This window comes from [Clostridium] scindens (genome assembly GCF_019597925.1).
GTDB lineage: Bacteria > Bacillota > Clostridia > Lachnospirales > Lachnospiraceae > Clostridium_AP.
Map to the genome: position 1 here is coordinate 3,025,733 of NZ_CP080442.1, position 16,531 is coordinate 3,042,263.

The following is a 16,531-nucleotide window of genomic DNA, read 5'->3' on the forward strand; positions in this document are numbered from 1 at the left end:
TCCCTTTACATCCGCTATAGTATTTGGTATAGGAAGAACAGGAGGAATTCATATGACAAAAAATATTATCGTCGGACAATCGGGCGGGCCTACCGCCGTAATCAATGGAAGCCTGTACGGAGTCGTTGCAGAAGGACTTAAGCATCCTGACCGTATCGGCCGCGTATATGGAATGATCAACGGAATCGAGGGATTCCTTCAGGGACATATGATGGACATCGGCGCTTTAGACCAGACAAATGAACTGGAAATGGTACGTACCACGCCAGGCGCATATCTTGGCTCCTGCCGGTACAAGCTGCCGGAGAGTCTGGAGGACGCAGTGTATCCACAGCTTTTCCAGAAATTTAAGGAGCATGGCATCGGCTATTTCTTCTATATCAGGGGAAATGATTCCATGGATACGGTCAGCAAACTGTCCCGCTACGCCCAGACTATCGGCAGCGATATCCGCTTCATCGGCGTGCCAAAGACCATCGACAATGACCTGGTAGAGACGGATCATACGCCGGGATACGGAAGCGCCGCCAAATACGTTGCCACCGTCGTAAGAGAGATCTCGGCTGACGCCACCGTCTATGACAATAAGCAGTCTGTCACCATCGTAGAGATTATGGGACGCCATGCCGGATGGCTGACTGCCGCCAGTATTCTTGCCCGCAAATTCGAGGGGGACAACCCTGTACTCATCTATGTGCCGGAGGTTGCCTTTGACCAGGAGGCCTTCATCGCCAAGGTAACAGAATCCCTGAAGCATACGCCTAATCTGGTAGTCTGCATCTCAGAGGGGATCCATGACAAGGATGGCACTTTTATCTGCGAATACTCCAGCGAAGTAGGAACCGATACCTTCGGGCACAAGATGCTGACTGGCTCCGGCAAGTATCTGGAAAACCTTGTCAAGGAAAGGCTTGGAGTCAAAGTACGCTCCATCGAGCTAAACGTATGCCAGCGCTGCTCCTGCGCCCACTTGTCCAGAGTCGATCTTGACGAGTCCGAGAATGCAGGCATATTCGCCGTGCTGTCCGCCCTTGCGGGAGAGACCGGCAAGATGATCAACTTCATCCGTAACAAAAGCGTTCCTTATGAACTGTCGTATGGCACTGCCGATGTCAACATCATCTGCAACCAGGAAAAGACCGTGCCTTTGGAGTGGATCATTGCGGATGGCTCCGATATCAGCAATGAATTCATAGATTATGTTCGGCCGCTGACCCAAGGATTTGTAGAACTGCCTACCAAGAACGGAATACCGCTTTTCGCTTATAGAAAATAGACTGGTTTAAGAAGCCCCATGCCATCGTATCCTGATCGTGGCATGGGGCTTCTTCGCGCTAAGGCTCCCGGCAATAATGGTAATACAGTTCCCTGGCCTTTCGCCGCATCAGATCCAGTAATTCATCCGACTGAATAACGGCGGCATTATCTCCCAGGGCTGCCAGGCATTCTGCCACCAGTTCCAGGGATGACCTGGCGATCTCCATATCAATGATCCCTTCCCCGCCCGGCAGGACTGTGAGTCCGCGCGCCAGCAAAAAATCAGCCTCGCAGCGCTTGACTCCCAGTTTTGTAAGCCGGATGGTAATATGGATCTCATCTCCGCTTTCTTTATGATCAAGGTATTCCTTCAGGGATGGAATCTCTTTTCCTTCCAGCGATTCCTCTTCATATTCCCCTGCCTCTACAATCTCTTCAATACGATCCACGCGGAACTCGCGTATCGCCTTTGCCTTCAGGCAGTAAGCCGGGCAATACCACAGTCCGTTCATAGCATACAGCCCAATTGGCACGATGGTCCGCACGCTTATCGCATATTCCGAGGTATACCGGATCGTGGCACAGTATCCGGCAGTAACAATGTCAAATATCTCTCTAAGCAGCGGGGCAGTGCAATGCCTGTCAGGAATCCAGAATAGGACTTTATCCTGCATCCTGGCAATACTATTTTGTATATCCGGCGGCAGATTGCTGAGAAACTTTTTTAACACCGAAAGACTCTCCTGCTTAAAAGGAATGTCCTTATAATACTGAAGGGATTGATAGGCAAAAAAGATGGCCATTGCCTCATTTTCTGAAAAGGCAATCGGCGGCAGTACGCGTTCCTTAAGAACATGGTATCCGCCTGCGGCGCCCACTTCTGAATATAATGGAAAGCCCACCTCTTCCAGAGCCTGCAAATCCCTCAATATGGTCCTTTTGGACACGGAAAATTCTTCCGCCAATTCTCCCACCGTAAAATGTCTTTTGGAATTTATTGTCATCATCATTGCTATGAGCCGCTCAGTTTTTGACATCTTTAACTCCTTTCCCGAATAGTGACACGACTTGTCACCATTCCATGATAATATATTTATAAATGAAAAGCAAGATAGCAAGCATAAGGGGGATAAGGCAATGAAATTAAGCCAGCGGCAGGTATGGGTGATTACGATCGGATGTTTTTTGAGTTATTTTTTATTTGGGTTTATAGATAATCTGAAGGGGACGACGATTCCAGCCATTCTTAAAGATGTGGGATTTAATTATTCAAAAGGCGGCACGATTATTTTCAGCGAATATACCGGCTTTTTTCTTGCAACCTTTTTTGCGGGGCTGCTTGCAGACTTGCTGGGCAAGAAATTCTCTCTTGTGTTGGCAGGGCTCTGTCTGATCCTGGGCGTGATCGGATATGCCTCTTCTTCCCATCTGGCCATGTTTGTGGCTTTCATATTCCTGATCGGGCTTGGACTTGGCTCCCTTGAGTTAAGCGGAAGCAATATCATCTCCGGAATCCATGAGCAGCATAAAGGGCGCTATATGAATCTTCTGAACGCCTTCTATGGCATTGGCTCCATTATCACGCCTATTTTAGCCGGGCATTTTTTGAACATCGGCTTCTCTTTTCGAACCATCTACAGATATAGTCTGTTTGTCATAGTTCCAATCACGGTTTATTTTATTGTCATGAGATATCCAAGGGATACAGCCCCGGATGAGGCTGAGAAGAAGATTGATTTTAAAGATCTGATTCAAATTATTTCCCAGAAAGATGTTCTATTAATGTATGTGGTCATATTCGCATATGTGGCCGCCGAGATTGGCATGGCAACGTGGATGGTGGAATTTTTCCAGCAAGAAAGGCATGTCTCCGTAGTTGCCAGTTCCCTGTATCTGTCCATTCATTTTGCAGGCATGACCATTGGACGGCTGCTGGGCAGTTTTTTCGTAGACAAGGCGGGCCATCTAAAAAGCCTGCTGATCTTCTCCTTACTCGCAGTCCTCTGTATTTCACTGGGGATATTTGGGCCGCCTTCCATAGCAATCGTGCTGGCATTTACGGGGTTCTGCTTTTCTATCATCTTTCCTACCGCCACTGCGGCTGTCTCCGGGATCCCCGCAAAGAGTTCCGGAACCATGCTTGGCATGTTCTTTGCATGCGGAGGGCTGGGAGGAATGATCGGGCCATGGCTCATTGGATTTGTAAACGACCTGTTGGGGCTTAAGATGGGCATGTCGGTGAATATCCTGTTTTGCATCATCATCGTATTCTCTTTGATTACCCTTCTTCGTCAGAAGCATTGTTCATAGTTTGTTCATTTATCTTTCAAAAAACCTTCATTTCTTTAACATCGTTTCTTCATAGGTCTGCTTTATACTAAGTTTATCAGATGAAGAACAAGACATCTGAACATTAAATAAGACCATTGACCAATAGTAAAATACTATTTTTGAATAAACTTTTTCATAATACATGCCGGGGATTCGTAAGAATCACCCGGCATCCTCCCTTTTATGAGGATCTTAATCGCCGCCTCCTGTTAACGGCAGTTTTTATTTACCTGGGAATCAAAGGCGCGGCAAGCCAGCACACTGCCCTTCCCTTTTTGGAATCCAGCAGCAGCTGGGCATTGCAGTCTGACACATCAAAAATCTTGATAATCTCGCCCAGTTCCTCATTTCCCGGAAATAGTTTCGGGAATATGTCCGGATGCTGCTTCAGCAGCCGGGGCTGATAACATCTGGTCTTGCTATTTTCATTAATCGCCCCATAATATACGTCAGCCTCCACAAGATCCTGGAACATGTGGCTTCCATAAGACAGTTCCGGATGGTACCCCACTTCGCTGTATGCTACCTCGCAGATGGCGCAGAACGCGCTGATGTTGGCATATACTACCGGAACCCCCAGTTCCGGCGAAGAGGTTCCGATCCGCCCCGGAACCAGAAGCATCATTTTTTTATCCGTATCTTCATAGTGGCGATTGATCTCATCAATCTTCTGCGCCACATGGAATTTCTTCGCATAAGGGTACTCGTAATATTTCCTCGGATCCACCCATACGATGATATCCAGTTTCTCCATCTTGGAGCGGCGCATGGAAGTGCGGCGCACATCGAAGAGAAACTCCTTGACTTTCTCTTCCGGAATGTGGATTTTCTCTGATACGCTGGCCTGAAGAGGCCTGCACTGCAGAAGATTTAGCTTCCATTCTCCTTTTGCCGCGCTGTTCACCGCGAATTCTACATCCACCGGCCTTCCGTATACTTCCTGCAGCATGCCAAGAATATCCTTTACCATCTGGATAAAGAGATCGTTATTTACCATCCCTTGGCAGTCGGCAAACAGTACCTGCTTATACTTTCCTCTCTGGGCCAGCAATTCTTCTGCCTCCGTGTCATGGCTTAGCACCAGTTTCTTCTGCCACCCGGGAAGTTCCTCTATCACTTCTTCCAATCGTTTCGTACACAGGGAATTGGATGCATAATCCATCACGTCTACATTCCGCTGGGAATATTTGTGCCGTTCCGCCACCGTTGTCCGGAGATTGGCCTGCGCCCGGTCAAGGCCCACGAGTCTGGGATAGTCTCCCGGCGTACGCTCCACCGCGCGCGTGCCAAGCCCCATGACCATTCGTATCATTCCCGCGTCCGGATTCATGTTTTCCATCCATTTATAAGGATTATAAGAGCATCCCATGCCCGCTGCCACGGGCATATAGAAGTTGTCGTACCTCTGCCCCGCGACCTTCTGTATCAGCAGCGCCATTTGCTCGTCTACATCCAGAAGCCCCCAGCGCCTCCGATACTCGATGGCCGAGGGATTCATAGTACTTGCATAGACACTTCGCACGGCATTCATCAGATCAGAGAGCCTCTCTTCTTCGTTTCCCTGATTGATGCAGAAGATGGATTCATACTTGCCGGAAAAAGCGTTGCCGAATCCATCTTCCAGGAAACTGCTGGATCTGACGATGATCGGCGTATCTCCATAATGCCGGACCACTTTGAGAAGTTCTTCCTGTATGGCTTCGGAAAAGCTGCCGTTCTGGATACGGCTTTGCAGTTCATCCGCCTCTTGGAACTTCTCTTTTTCCTTCATATGGCGCCTTCTCAACTCCATACAGTCATTTTCTTCCAGAAAATGATAGAATACGTCCGAGCCAACAAAATAGGAATCGTGCGGCTCCATATAATCCATGTATTGAGGCATCCTCGCCTGGATCAGTTTTCTTGCAAGCAGAAGCCCGCACGCTTTTCCTCCGATCCTGCCTCCCCCAATTCGGCGCTGAGCCACCTTATAGTAGTCTTCAGGGCCAAAATTCTCCACGATCAGGCGTTCCATCTCAAGCCCCGTACTCATCAGATCATTGCATATATATTTACTCTCTTTCGCTGTCAGGCTCTCCCTGCTTCTGATCTCTTCCCAGTTCATATGCCTATACCTCCTGTTCTTATGAGATAACCAAATGCCTATACCTCTTATACATATATAAGTATTTGTTTTTATCATACCATTTTATCTATAATGAAATCAAGAAAACAAAGCACCCAAAGGAGGAAAGGGAAGCATGAACCAACCAGTAAACAGCGCCGATGCCCTTGACGAGTTAAAACTACAGTACGAACAAGCCAAGGCCAAAAAATTAAACCTGAATATGTCCCGGGGGAAGCCGGCGCCTTCCCAGCTTGATCTAAGCAACGGACTGCTTAACTCCATGGACACTTACATCACCGCCGACGGCACGGATGCCCGTAATTACGGCATCGGGGACGGCATCCCTGAGTGCAGGAAACTTTTTGCCGAACTTCTGGGCCTTCAGCCTCAGCAGATTATCATGGGCGGGAATTCCAGCCTGAGCATGATGTTCGACACCCTGGCGTCCCTTTGCCTGTTCGGCACCGGAGGGGGCACCCCCTGGCATTATTACAAATTCCAGGGCACGCCCGTCAAGTTCCTGTGTCCCGCGCCAGGCTACGACCGCCACTTCAGGATCTGTCAGGAACTGGAGATCGAGATGATTCCGGTACCGCTAACTTCGGAAGGTCCGGACATGGAGATGGTCGCGTCGCTTGCAAAGAAGGATCCTTTAATCAAAGGCATCTGGTGCGTGCCTCTTCATTCCAATCCGGAAGGAATCTGCTACAGCGACCAGGTGGTAGAACAGCTGGCTTCTATGGAAACCGCTGCCGACGATTTCCGCATCTTCTGGGATAACGCCTATGGCATCCACCACATCTACGAGAAAGTGGAGCTTATGAATATCCTGGAAGCCTGCGAAAGGCATCACCATCCAGACCGGGCATACTATTTCTTCTCTACATCCAAGATTACATTTCCTGGAGCCGGACTTGCGCTGATTGCTTCCAATTCCTCAAATGTAGCAGAGATCAGGCAGCATATGTCCGCACAGATCATTAGTTATGACAAGATCAACCAGCTGCGGCATGTACAGTACTTTCAGACGCCGGAGAACATTCTGTCCCATATGGATCGCCTGGCACAGGAGTTAAGGCCCAAATTCGATCTGGTACTCTCCAAACTTAAAAGCCAGCTTGGCGGAACAGGACTGGCGACCTGGAGCACGCCAAAGGGCGGATACTTCATCTCCCTTTATACCCCGTCAGGCTGTGCCAAGAGAACGGTGGCGCTTGCCAAGGAAGCGGGAGTCACTCTGACGGATGCCGGGGCAACCTATCCTTACGGGAAGGATGAATCAGACAGGAATATCCGTATCGCGCCGTCCTATCCAACGCTTGAGGAACTGGACGCGGCCATGGACATATTTATTCTATGTATCAAAATAGCAGCACTGGAAAATAAATAAACCAATATAACAGGAGGAAATCTATTATGAGCAAAACATATAACCCTTATGATAACGTATTAAAAGTTGTATCCGAAGCAGCAGGCATCCTAGGCTATTCAGACAGTGACATTGAAGCATTGAAATACCCGGAAAGAGAACTGAAGGTCGCGATTCCGGTGCGTATGGATGATGGAAGCACGAAGGTATTCGAAGGCTACCGTATCCAGCATTCCACTTCCCGCGGACCGGCCAAAGGAGGAATCCGCTTCCATCCGGATGTCAATCAGGATGAAGTAAGGGCTCTGGCAGCATGGATGACGTTCAAGTGCGCGGTCGTCAATATCCCTTATGGCGGCGGAAAGGGCGGTGTTGTCTGCGATCCCGGCAAACTCTCTGAAGATGAGATTCGCGCGATCACCAGAAGATTCACGGCCGCTATCGCGCCTCTGATCGGACCGGAACAGGATATTCCTGCTCCTGATGTAGGAACGAACGCTGCTGTTATGGGATGGATGATGGACACCTACAGCATGCTCAAAGGCCACTGCGTTCACGGAGTTGTTACAGGCAAGCCGATCGAGCTTGGCGGAGCGCTTGGAAGAAGCGAGGCTACCGGGCGCGGCGTTATGTTCACCGTTAAGAATGTACTGAAGAAAAAAGGAATTCCTGCACAAGGCACCACCGTGGCTATCCAGGGAATGGGAAATGTCGGCAGCGTGACAGCCAAACTTCTTTATCAGGAAGGGTTGAAAGTCGTTGCGGTCAGCGACGTATCCGGAGGCATCTATAAGAAAGAAGGCCTCTGCATCCCGCAGATACTCGAATACCTGTCCAAAGACCGGAAGAACCTGCTGTCCGGCTATCAGGAGGAAGGCATCACGCGCATTAGCAATGCTGAACTTCTGGAACTGGATGTAACGCTTCTGGTCCCAGCTGCCCTGGAAAACCAGATCAATCTCTCCAATGCAGAAAAGATAAAGGCAGATATCATTATCGAAGCTGCGAATGGCCCGACTGCTTCCGAAGCAGATGATATCCTGAAGAAAAAGAATATCATGGTTGTTCCTGACATCCTTTCAAACGCAGGCGGCGTCGTGGTATCCTACTTTGAATGGGTACAGAACATCCAGTCTGTCAACTGGACCGAAGAAACGGTCAACGAGAAACTCAAAGACATCATGGATTCCGCCTTTGAAGCTGTATGGAACATTGCGGAATCAAACAACGCCACCTTGCGGACCGGCGCTTACCTGATCGCTGTAAAACGAGTGGTAGACGCCAAGAAAGCGAGAGCTATCTGGCCATAAAACACACCCTTCTTGCTAAGCGAGGGGCCTGCCAAGTGCAGGCCCCTCGTGTCATATATTCATTCCCTTTAAGCCTGGCATGACATATGCCTGAATTGTCAGCCAGGTCTTTTACGAGTTTGCAAATCATGGTACAATATAAATAAGTAGAAACAGGGAGGATATCTGAGATGTTTAATTCTATGAACTATGTGTATGAAGTGTATAAAGAGCGAAGTTTTTCTAAGGCTGCGGCAAACCTGTATATTAGCCAGCCATCCTTAAGCGCCACCGTCAAGAAGGTGGAAGAGCGCATAGGCGCGCCAATCTTCGACCGCAGCGTAAGCCCGATACAGCTGACGGAATGCGGCCGGCATTATATCAAGGCTGTCGAAGAAATCATGGATACCCAGAGCCGGTTCGAGAATTATCTCAATGACCTGAATGAACTGAAGACAGGCCAGATCGCAATCGGAGGAAGCAATCTATTCGCTTCCTATATCCTTCCCCCGGTAATCACCCGCTTCACCCAGAAGTATCCTCTGGTTAAGGTCCATCTGGTAGAGGCGAATACGCCTCAGCTGGTGGATCAGCTGTTCCGGGGAACACTGGATATGGTCATTGATAATTCCTCATTTCCGGATGCGATCTACCATCATCATCTATATACCCAGGAAACGCTGCTTCTGGCTGTGCCCGCGTCCTTTGCCTCCAATGAAAAGGCTGCTTCTTATCGCCTTACGATCCAGGATGTGCTGGACCGCAGGCATGTGAAAGAAGATACGCCCTGCGTTCCGCTTTCCCTATTCCAGGATGATCCTTTCATTCTCCTTCGTTCCGGCAACGATACCAGATCCCGGGCTGAAAAGATCTGTCAGGCTCAGTCATTTTCGCCCAACATTATCCTGAAGTTGGATCAGCAGGTTACCGCATTCCATATCTGCTGCTATGGAATGGGAATTACATTTGTCAGCGATCTGCTTCTTGCCCACATTCCTAATGGAGGGGACTGTTACTATTACAAGCTGGATGCAGACTATGCGGGACGCAGCATCTATTTCTACCACAAAGAGACCCGGTACGTGACGAGGGCTATGGAAGAATTTTTAAGAATCGCTTCCAACGGCGTTACAACATAAAAAAATGCCAGATCATATAACTTCGATCTGGCATTTCTTTGTCTCTTCTTACTTAAGCCACTGTTCCTCATCGGAATATGGAATAATTGGAAGATAGATGTAGGAAGCGTGGATGCTGTCTACGAATATCTTGTATTCAATATCCTGGCTGTTTGGCAGTTGAACCATCCAGTGATATGGATTCGCATCGTAGTTCTTGACCTCTACTTCTATACGGTGTCCTTTGCGGAATACATTAGAAGTGTTCATTACTTCTATGGTGTATTCGTTGATTTCTCCCGGTACTACAGGAACTTTTCTGGTATGGTCATTGTTGAATTCCCATGGTTTTAATTCTTTCTTTTCCAGCCCTCTGTGGGAGGCTCTTAAGTTTCCTGTTACCAGGTTCATCGGACGTCCTTCGCCTTCTGGCGGGACATCATTTAGCATAATGGTGAAGTTGGCATCCGTCTTGTCGATCGCGCACTGAAGGTGCATAACGATCGGCCCTGTCACTTCCACATCTTCTTCCAATACTGGCGTTCTAAATACGACATTCGGCACTGCGTAGGTCTCATTGGATCCGCCCTCATAAGGACTCTTATGGTTAAGGATCGTAGGCTCTACGTGCTCATCTTTTTCTTTCTCTGTAGAAAGAAGTCCGCCATCCCTGAGATAGTACTTGGTCCACTCCGTACGGGCAAGCGGCCATTCATATTCATAGCGGAACTTATTGATTCCTCTTACAAGCAGTTTCATCGGAGGCTCATCCATGATACCTGTATCAATGCCTTTGAGCCAGTAATCGTACCAGCGCAGGTATTCCGGCGTCATGATCCGGTGCGGCAGATGCAGGGCATCATGCTCTTCCGGAGCGGCTAATTTTCTCGGAACGGACATATCTCCATGCGTAAATAAGAAGAATGGTCCCTGAGAGAATCTTCCAAGTTCATAGTATTCGGATATCAGATACATTGGCACTTTGATATCCTCCGGATGGCTCTGGATCGAACGCTCTCTCCAGAAATCGCTGTCATCATCGTGAAGCAGCATATCGAAGAAATATGTCTGGTTTCTCGGCGGCCAGCAGCTTAAGATGCCGGAATACAGCGCGCTGTGATTGATATCCGGATCTGACAGCCTCTTTTCGATACGGCTCTTCAGTTCCTCAGTCGTGTAAGTGCGCTCCGCAGTTGACATAGAATTTACGTCCGGGCAGAAATCCGTGTACATGAAGGAACGGTTCACAAATACCCCGCCCGGATAATTATGGTGATACATGTTGTCTACGACTTCTACCATCATGATAGCCTTAAGATGCGGCGGCTGCAAAGCTGCCACTACTGGCTGCAGTATAGAGAAATAGGAGATTCCTATCATTCCAATATTACCATTACAGTAAGGAAGCGTTGCTGCCCATTCAATAACATCATAGCAGTCCTCCTGCTCCTGGCGTCCGTACAGACCATCCCAGGCACCTTCGGATTTGCCGATTCCTCTTGGATCCGGAACTACTACGATATAGCCGTGCCTTACATATTCATAGATATCGCCTGCTTCGATCGTGTGGTCGAAAAGCACGGTCTTAAACTGCATGGATATACGATCCATCGTCTGAATCGACTTTCCATAGGCTGAGAACGCAACCAGGCATGGAAACTTGGTATCTTCGTCCGTATCCGGGCGATAGATGTCTACCGCAAGCGTGACTCCGTCTCTGACCTGCATTAAGACGTCCTCTTCCTTGAGCACCTCGTATTTGCGCGGCGTCATTTTTTCAATGCCGTCCATATAACGGTCATCCCAATATTTCGGCTTTTTATCCAGGCCGACGATTTCCAGTTTTTCTTTATTTTCCATTTCGTCCTCCTACCTTATTCCACCCAGTTTTTCTCGCCTGTTACAATCGGAAGTTCAATCCAGGATGGATTCTCATTGTCTACGTGGATCTCGAAGTTCACTTCCCTGGCCAGCGGATGTGGTCCTGCTACTCTTCCGGATGTATAGAGTCTTGGCAGGCTTGCCATCTCGTTAAAGTCAAAGAACTGCTGATCCATCGTCTTGAACTCTACTTCAATCTGGTGGCCTTTCTTGAACAGATTATCCACAGGCGCCAGTTCGAATATATATTCATATACTTTTCCTGGCTCTACCGGTTCTTCCTTCGTATGTACATTTTTCGGCCTGTGATCCGTACTGTCTGCGTCCAGCGCTCTGTGGGAACACTTCAGATATCCGCAGGATAGCAAAGTCCTGTATCCGGTTTCCGAATCTTTATCCCATAACTTCATTGCCAGATGGGCATCATCCGTGTCGATCGCTGCCTGAAGGCATCCCGTGATCGGCCCGCATACTTCTATTTCTTCGGTAAGAGGCACAGATGTATAGGTAAGGGCCGGCACGTCTTCCGGCATCTGTGACAGCTTGGTCGGAGGTATATGGCGGATCTGATCCGGTGCGGCTGCTTCTTCTGCCTTCTCCAGCGTCAGTCCGTTCTCTTTCCTGAAATACAGTTTTTTATATTCCGTGCTTTCGCATGGCCACTGAGTCTCATAGCGATACCTGTCTTCGCCCATAACCAGCATCTTGATCGGCGGCTCATCCATGATTCCCGTATCCATGCCTTTCAGCCAGTGATCATACCATCTGAGCTGCTCCGGTACCGGCTTCTCATATGGAGAAGTCTTGGCTGTTGCGGGATCCAGCATCAGCAGTTTCTTCGGCACGCTATTGTCAATCTTGTTATAGATATCATAGGATGAAATCGTAGCATATCCATATTCATAATAAAGTCCTACAATATAAGTAGGTATGGATACTACCCTGTCTTTGAAGCTTCTTCTGTCCCACCACTCGCTCTTAAACGGATGCAGCATAATATCGATATTCCAGGTATAATGCCTTGGCGGGAAACTGTCCAGTCCTCTGTAATAGTAAGAGTTGGTAGCAATCTCTGGCTGTCTTCTTGCCTCAGCCAGCATTTCTTTCAACTCTTCCTCGCTATGCTCCATCTCTGCCTCAGATATGGTATTGGTATGCGGAATATAACTGCAAAGAGGATAATTGATATCGCTTAATATTCCTCCTGGATAACAGTCAAGGTACATGTCGTCGATAACGTCTATCGGCATGATCGCTTTTAGATAAGGCGGATTCATTGACGCTACCAGAGGCTGGATCTTTCCTGCATAGCCGCATCCGATCATTCCCACATTTCCATCAGATAGATAATGGCCTGCCCAGCGGATTACCTCGCAGCAGTCAATCTGATCCTGCCTGCTCAGCACGCCGGTCCATATGCCTTCTGAATTCTGGATTCCTCTTGGATTAACGACTACGACGATATAGCCCCGGGATGCAAAGAAGTCAATTCCTCCAACTTCAATCCCCTGCTCATACATGAACTTTCCAAGCTGAATCGGATCCCGTCTTCTACCCGCTTCCTGGGCTACCTTTCCAAATGGGGAAAAGCCTACTAATACCGGATGCTTTTCCTTGTCGTCCGGCCTGTATACGTCACAGTAAAGACGGACATCATCTCTCATTACAATCGGGCGGTCCTTTTCCACCCTGATCTCATATTCTGGTTCTCTAATTATTTGACTGTTCACGGTTTACCTCCAATCACATGTTGTTTCTTCCTCTTTTATTCTACACTTTTCCCTTCGGGGCAAGGTCAAGACTCAATCTCCTAATAATTGCTCCAGGTTTTGTGCAGTCATATACACATCTTCAAAACTAAAATAAAGCGGCGAGAATGATATCCTAACCTGGTCATCCTTCCCTGCCGGCTTGCCGGAAGCCATCTTCTCCCTTACCGCAGACTTCAATTCATCCGTTATCCTGGAACCACTGTCCAGGAAATCCGTAATCTCAGAAGCCGCCACATGCAGAATCGTCACATGTCCCCCTCTTCGGTCATCCTCCCTGGGCGTCAGAATCTCAACGCCTAGTTTTGCCAGTTTCTCATCGATCAGTTCCATAAAGTATCCGGTCATGGCAAGAGACTTCTTGCGGATCGCATCTATCCCCGCCTCCCGCACCATATCCAAGGCTCCCTCTAACGGCGCTATATTAAGGATCAGCGGCGAACCATGCTGCCAGCCTCCGGCCCCTCGTTCTGCCTCAAAATGAGGAAGCTTCCTGAACTGCAGATCTTTGACATATCCGTGCCATCCTGGCATTGCCACCGGCACGTCAAAGTTCTTCTCATGGATAAATATGGTAGATGGGCATCCCAGCCCTCCATTCAAATACTTATAGTTACACCATACGGCAAAATCCACGCCCCAGTCATGAAGCTTGCAAGGCACGACCCCTGCCGAATGGCTCAGGTCAAACCCGATAGGGATTCCTCTCTTGGCCGCCTCGGCCGCGAGTCTCTCCATATCCAGAAGCTGGCCCGTGGAGTGCACCACAGAGGGCAGGAAGATTAATGCGACCTCTTCGGACATCCAGTCGATGATTTCATCTTCGCTGATGATCGGATTGCCTATCCCTGCCAAAATCAGATCATCGTCAGGATCCTGTCCCTTCAGTCTGATCTGCGCCTCCACAGCATATCTGTCTGAGGAAAATATCTGGCTGTCGCACAGAATCTTCGTCCGTTTCCCCCAAGGCTTGTAAAAGGCCGCCAGCACGCTGTGTATATTCGTGGTGGTAGTTCCATTGATGATCAGTTCCTTTTCTTTCGCTCCTACCAGTTCTTCTTCCATGGCCGCAATTCGTTCCGGATAATAGAACCAGGGAACCTCCCCGGCAAACCAGCCTGCAACCAAAAGATTCTTCCATTCTTCCGCCACGCGGTTAAGCGTAGCCTCCGAACGGCGGGACATAGGTCCCAGGCCGTTCGCTTCATAATATAGATAATCTGGAAGATAGAACTCTTCTTTATATTTTTTCAATACATCCTTCTCATCCATAGAGGCTGCGTTCATTCTACTCTTCCTCCCAGCTTACTTCTACTTTTACCTTGCCTGACTTGTAGCGCACTACCATGAAGATAAAGGTAAGAACCAGAAGTATGATGTTGCCAATGATGATTTCCTTCGTATTGTCTTCGATCAGAAGCCAGTTCTGGAAAATCAGCAGGGCGCCGCACAGATAGCAGACAACCTTCAGAACGCCGTCAGATATCTTAAAGGTTGATTTGGACCATGCCTCCGGAAGCAGTTTCGGAAGTCTTGCCGTAGCTATAACTACAAGGAAAGTCGTAATGTTCATAAGGATCATGGACATGTTGGCAATTCTGTCAATATCAAGTCCTGCTATAACTGGAACTAATCCTACGATATAGAATAAGATCAGCAGATAATGAGGTGTTCCATATTTATCATTGATAGTACCAAGTTTCTTTGGGAACCATCCGTCTACGCATGCCTGCAGTACCGGCTTGGTAACCCATCCGAATGTAGCGTTCAAGGTTGTGGACAGGGCAAGCAGGGCTCCTCCTGTTACGAAGAATACATACAGTCCTTTCGGAAGGAAAGCTGCTGCTGCAACGCTAAGTGGCTGATACATAACTTCTTCTACCGGAATGACTCCAGCTGCTACAAATCCGATTACAGCGTATAACGCCGTAACAATCAGAGTAGAGAGCACGATAGCAAAAGGAACGTCTTTCGTCGGGTTCTTGCACTCGCCTGAGAAGTTTACCAGGTTACCGCCACCGGTTGTAGCAAATGAGGTGAAGATTGCCGCCATGCAGAATCCTTTCCATCCTCCCATGAATAACGGAGGCTCGGTTCCCGTAAAATATCCCGGCTGTACATGGAAGACTCCGACTGCCGCAAATACTGCCAGCGCTGCCGCCAGAATAATAACGAGTATATTCTGTATAAACGCCGCGTCTTTTACGCCAAAAAGGTTGATAACGAAGAACAATGTCAACGCCGCTACCGCAAGCGGTACCCTGGGGATGCCAGGAACAAGAGCCAGCAAATAATCCGCCAGCGACAACGCGTACATTCCTATCGAAATATTACCTACGATATAGATGATTATGTAGAAACCTGAAAACCGTTCGCCAAGCAAGAGGCTTGCCATCGTGTACTGTCCGCCTCTTAAGCGTACCGCGCTTCCTGCAAAAATGCTGGGGATGGTAACCGCCAGAGAGAACAGCGCGCCGAACAGGAACGCAAATACGACGGATCGTCCGGTAAAGCCGATCGCTACGCCAGTCAGCGAGAATACGCCGGAGCCGATGATCTGGCCTAAGCCCATGGATATCAATTCTTTCTTGCCTAATACCCGGCGCAGTTTCTTGGTAGTATATTCTTCATTTACATTGACATTCTCAGTTGCTTCATTGGTGTTTCCCATAAATACCCTCCTTCTCTCTCCTCGGACCTATTCCGAGATCATGCAGATTGCCCGTACAGGAGATCCATCTGCTTCCATCAGTTTCAGCGGCAGGAAAGAATAGGTTGCGGCTTCTTTCGGCAGCTGCTCTAAGTTACACATATATTCCACTATGAGGCACTCATTTCCCAGCAGCGCCGCATGGGCTTCATTCTTAATATTCTCACGCTCAATATTTTCAAGAATCTCTGAGAATGTCGGATTTTCCAGACGTTTTGCGGTCGAGAATCCATATGCAGCGTCGGCAGAACTTCCGTCCGTTCCCACAATCTTAATTCCAAGTTCTACCAATGCCAGTGCCGCATCCCCTGAAAGATAAGGATGGCGGAAGAAATCCCAAGTTCCGTAATACTTTGCCCACCCTGTATTCAGGATTGCAAAATCCACTTTCTTCAGTTCATCCGCATGGGCCATGATATCCTCCCGCGTAATCTCATAGATGTCTCCCTTATCGCTGAAGTCAAGTACGATTCCCTGCCCGATAAAACGCTCTACCGGAAAGTCATTCAAGGTCTTGCCGCTCTTGCTTATATGATAAGGCGCATCAATGTGCGTAGACGTATGCGTCCCCATCTTCATAAACTTCACGTTAACCCCTTCTTCTTCTGTGGTCGCATAATTTTCTACCACGGGCACTTTGTCACAAGGGCACACCTGCGTCTCGTTGTTAATCTCCCTTGTTAAGTCAATAAATTTCATT

12 protein-coding genes are annotated in these 16,531 nt (G+C 48.4%); 5 read left to right on the forward strand and 7 right to left on the reverse strand.

The annotated features are described in order from the left end of the window. Positions 1–52: 52 nt before the first annotated feature. The gene (locus K0036_RS14420; protein WP_220430042.1) at positions 53–1,276 is read left to right on the forward strand and encodes a 6-phosphofructokinase; all 1,224 of its coding nucleotides are present in this window, start codon (positions 53–55) and stop codon (positions 1,274–1,276) included. 58 nt (positions 1,277–1,334) lie between these two features. Here K0036_RS14420 and K0036_RS14425 read toward each other — a convergent pair whose 3' ends face one another. Beyond that, the gene (locus tag K0036_RS14425; protein WP_220430043.1) at positions 1,335–2,294 is read right to left on the reverse strand and encodes a helix-turn-helix transcriptional regulator; all 960 of its coding nucleotides are present in this window, start codon (positions 2,292–2,294) and stop codon (positions 1,335–1,337) included. Between the two features lie 100 nt (positions 2,295–2,394). Here K0036_RS14425 and K0036_RS14430 point away from each other — a divergent pair, with 100 nt between their 5' ends. Further along, complete coding sequence (locus K0036_RS14430) at positions 2,395–3,567, forward strand: MFS transporter (RefSeq protein WP_220430044.1); 1,173 nt, start codon at positions 2,395–2,397, stop codon at positions 3,565–3,567. A gap of 247 nt (positions 3,568–3,814) precedes the next feature. Here the strand turns inward: K0036_RS14430 and K0036_RS14435 are convergent, their stop codons facing one another. Then, positions 3,815–5,692 (reverse strand): PEP/pyruvate-binding domain-containing protein, encoded by a 1,878-nt coding sequence (locus tag K0036_RS14435; protein WP_220430045.1) that lies wholly within the window; start codon positions 5,690–5,692, stop codon positions 3,815–3,817. Positions 5,693–5,828: 136 nt separating this feature from the next. Here K0036_RS14435 and K0036_RS14440 point away from each other — a divergent pair, with 136 nt between their 5' ends. From K0036_RS14440 to K0036_RS14450, 3 genes are all read left to right on the forward strand, one after another. Then, positions 5,829–7,085, forward strand: coding sequence for an aminotransferase class I/II-fold pyridoxal phosphate-dependent enzyme (locus K0036_RS14440; RefSeq protein ID WP_220430046.1), 1,257 nt, complete (start codon positions 5,829–5,831; stop codon positions 7,083–7,085). A gap of 26 nt (positions 7,086–7,111) precedes the next feature. Beyond that, positions 7,112–8,374, forward strand: coding sequence for a Glu/Leu/Phe/Val family dehydrogenase (locus K0036_RS14445; RefSeq protein ID WP_025642599.1), 1,263 nt, complete (start codon positions 7,112–7,114; stop codon positions 8,372–8,374). A gap of 170 nt (positions 8,375–8,544) precedes the next feature. Beyond that, positions 8,545–9,492, forward strand: coding sequence for a LysR family transcriptional regulator (locus tag K0036_RS14450; RefSeq protein ID WP_025642597.1), 948 nt, complete (start codon positions 8,545–8,547; stop codon positions 9,490–9,492). A 48-nt stretch (positions 9,493–9,540) separates the two neighbouring features. Here K0036_RS14450 and K0036_RS14455 read toward each other — a convergent pair whose 3' ends face one another. The 5 genes from K0036_RS14455 to K0036_RS14475 all read right to left on the reverse strand — a co-directional run bounded on the left by K0036_RS14455 (position 9,541) and on the right by K0036_RS14475 (position 16,530). After that, on the reverse strand, positions 9,541–11,331 hold the full coding sequence (locus K0036_RS14455) for a CocE/NonD family hydrolase (protein WP_025642595.1): 1,791 nt from the start codon (positions 11,329–11,331) through the stop codon (positions 9,541–9,543). A 14-nt stretch (positions 11,332–11,345) separates the two neighbouring features. Next, positions 11,346–13,082 carry a CocE/NonD family hydrolase gene (locus K0036_RS14460; RefSeq protein WP_025642594.1) on the reverse strand — a complete coding sequence of 579 codons (1,737 nt, stop codon included), beginning with the start codon at positions 13,080–13,082 and terminating at the stop codon, positions 11,346–11,348. Between the two features lie 72 nt (positions 13,083–13,154). Then, positions 13,155–14,408: a kynureninase gene (gene kynU / locus K0036_RS14465; RefSeq protein WP_173693997.1), complete on the reverse strand. Its 1,254-nt coding sequence runs from the start codon at positions 14,406–14,408 to the stop codon at positions 13,155–13,157. Between the two features lies 1 nt (position 14,409). Then, positions 14,410–15,792, reverse strand: a complete 1,383-nt coding sequence (locus K0036_RS14470) for an APC family permease (protein ID WP_173693998.1) — start codon at positions 15,790–15,792, stop codon at positions 14,410–14,412. A 27-nt stretch (positions 15,793–15,819) separates the two neighbouring features. Next, positions 15,820–16,530, reverse strand: coding sequence for a cyclase family protein (locus K0036_RS14475; protein WP_025642592.1), 711 nt, complete (start codon positions 16,528–16,530; stop codon positions 15,820–15,822). Between the last annotated feature and the right edge of the window lies 1 nt (position 16,531).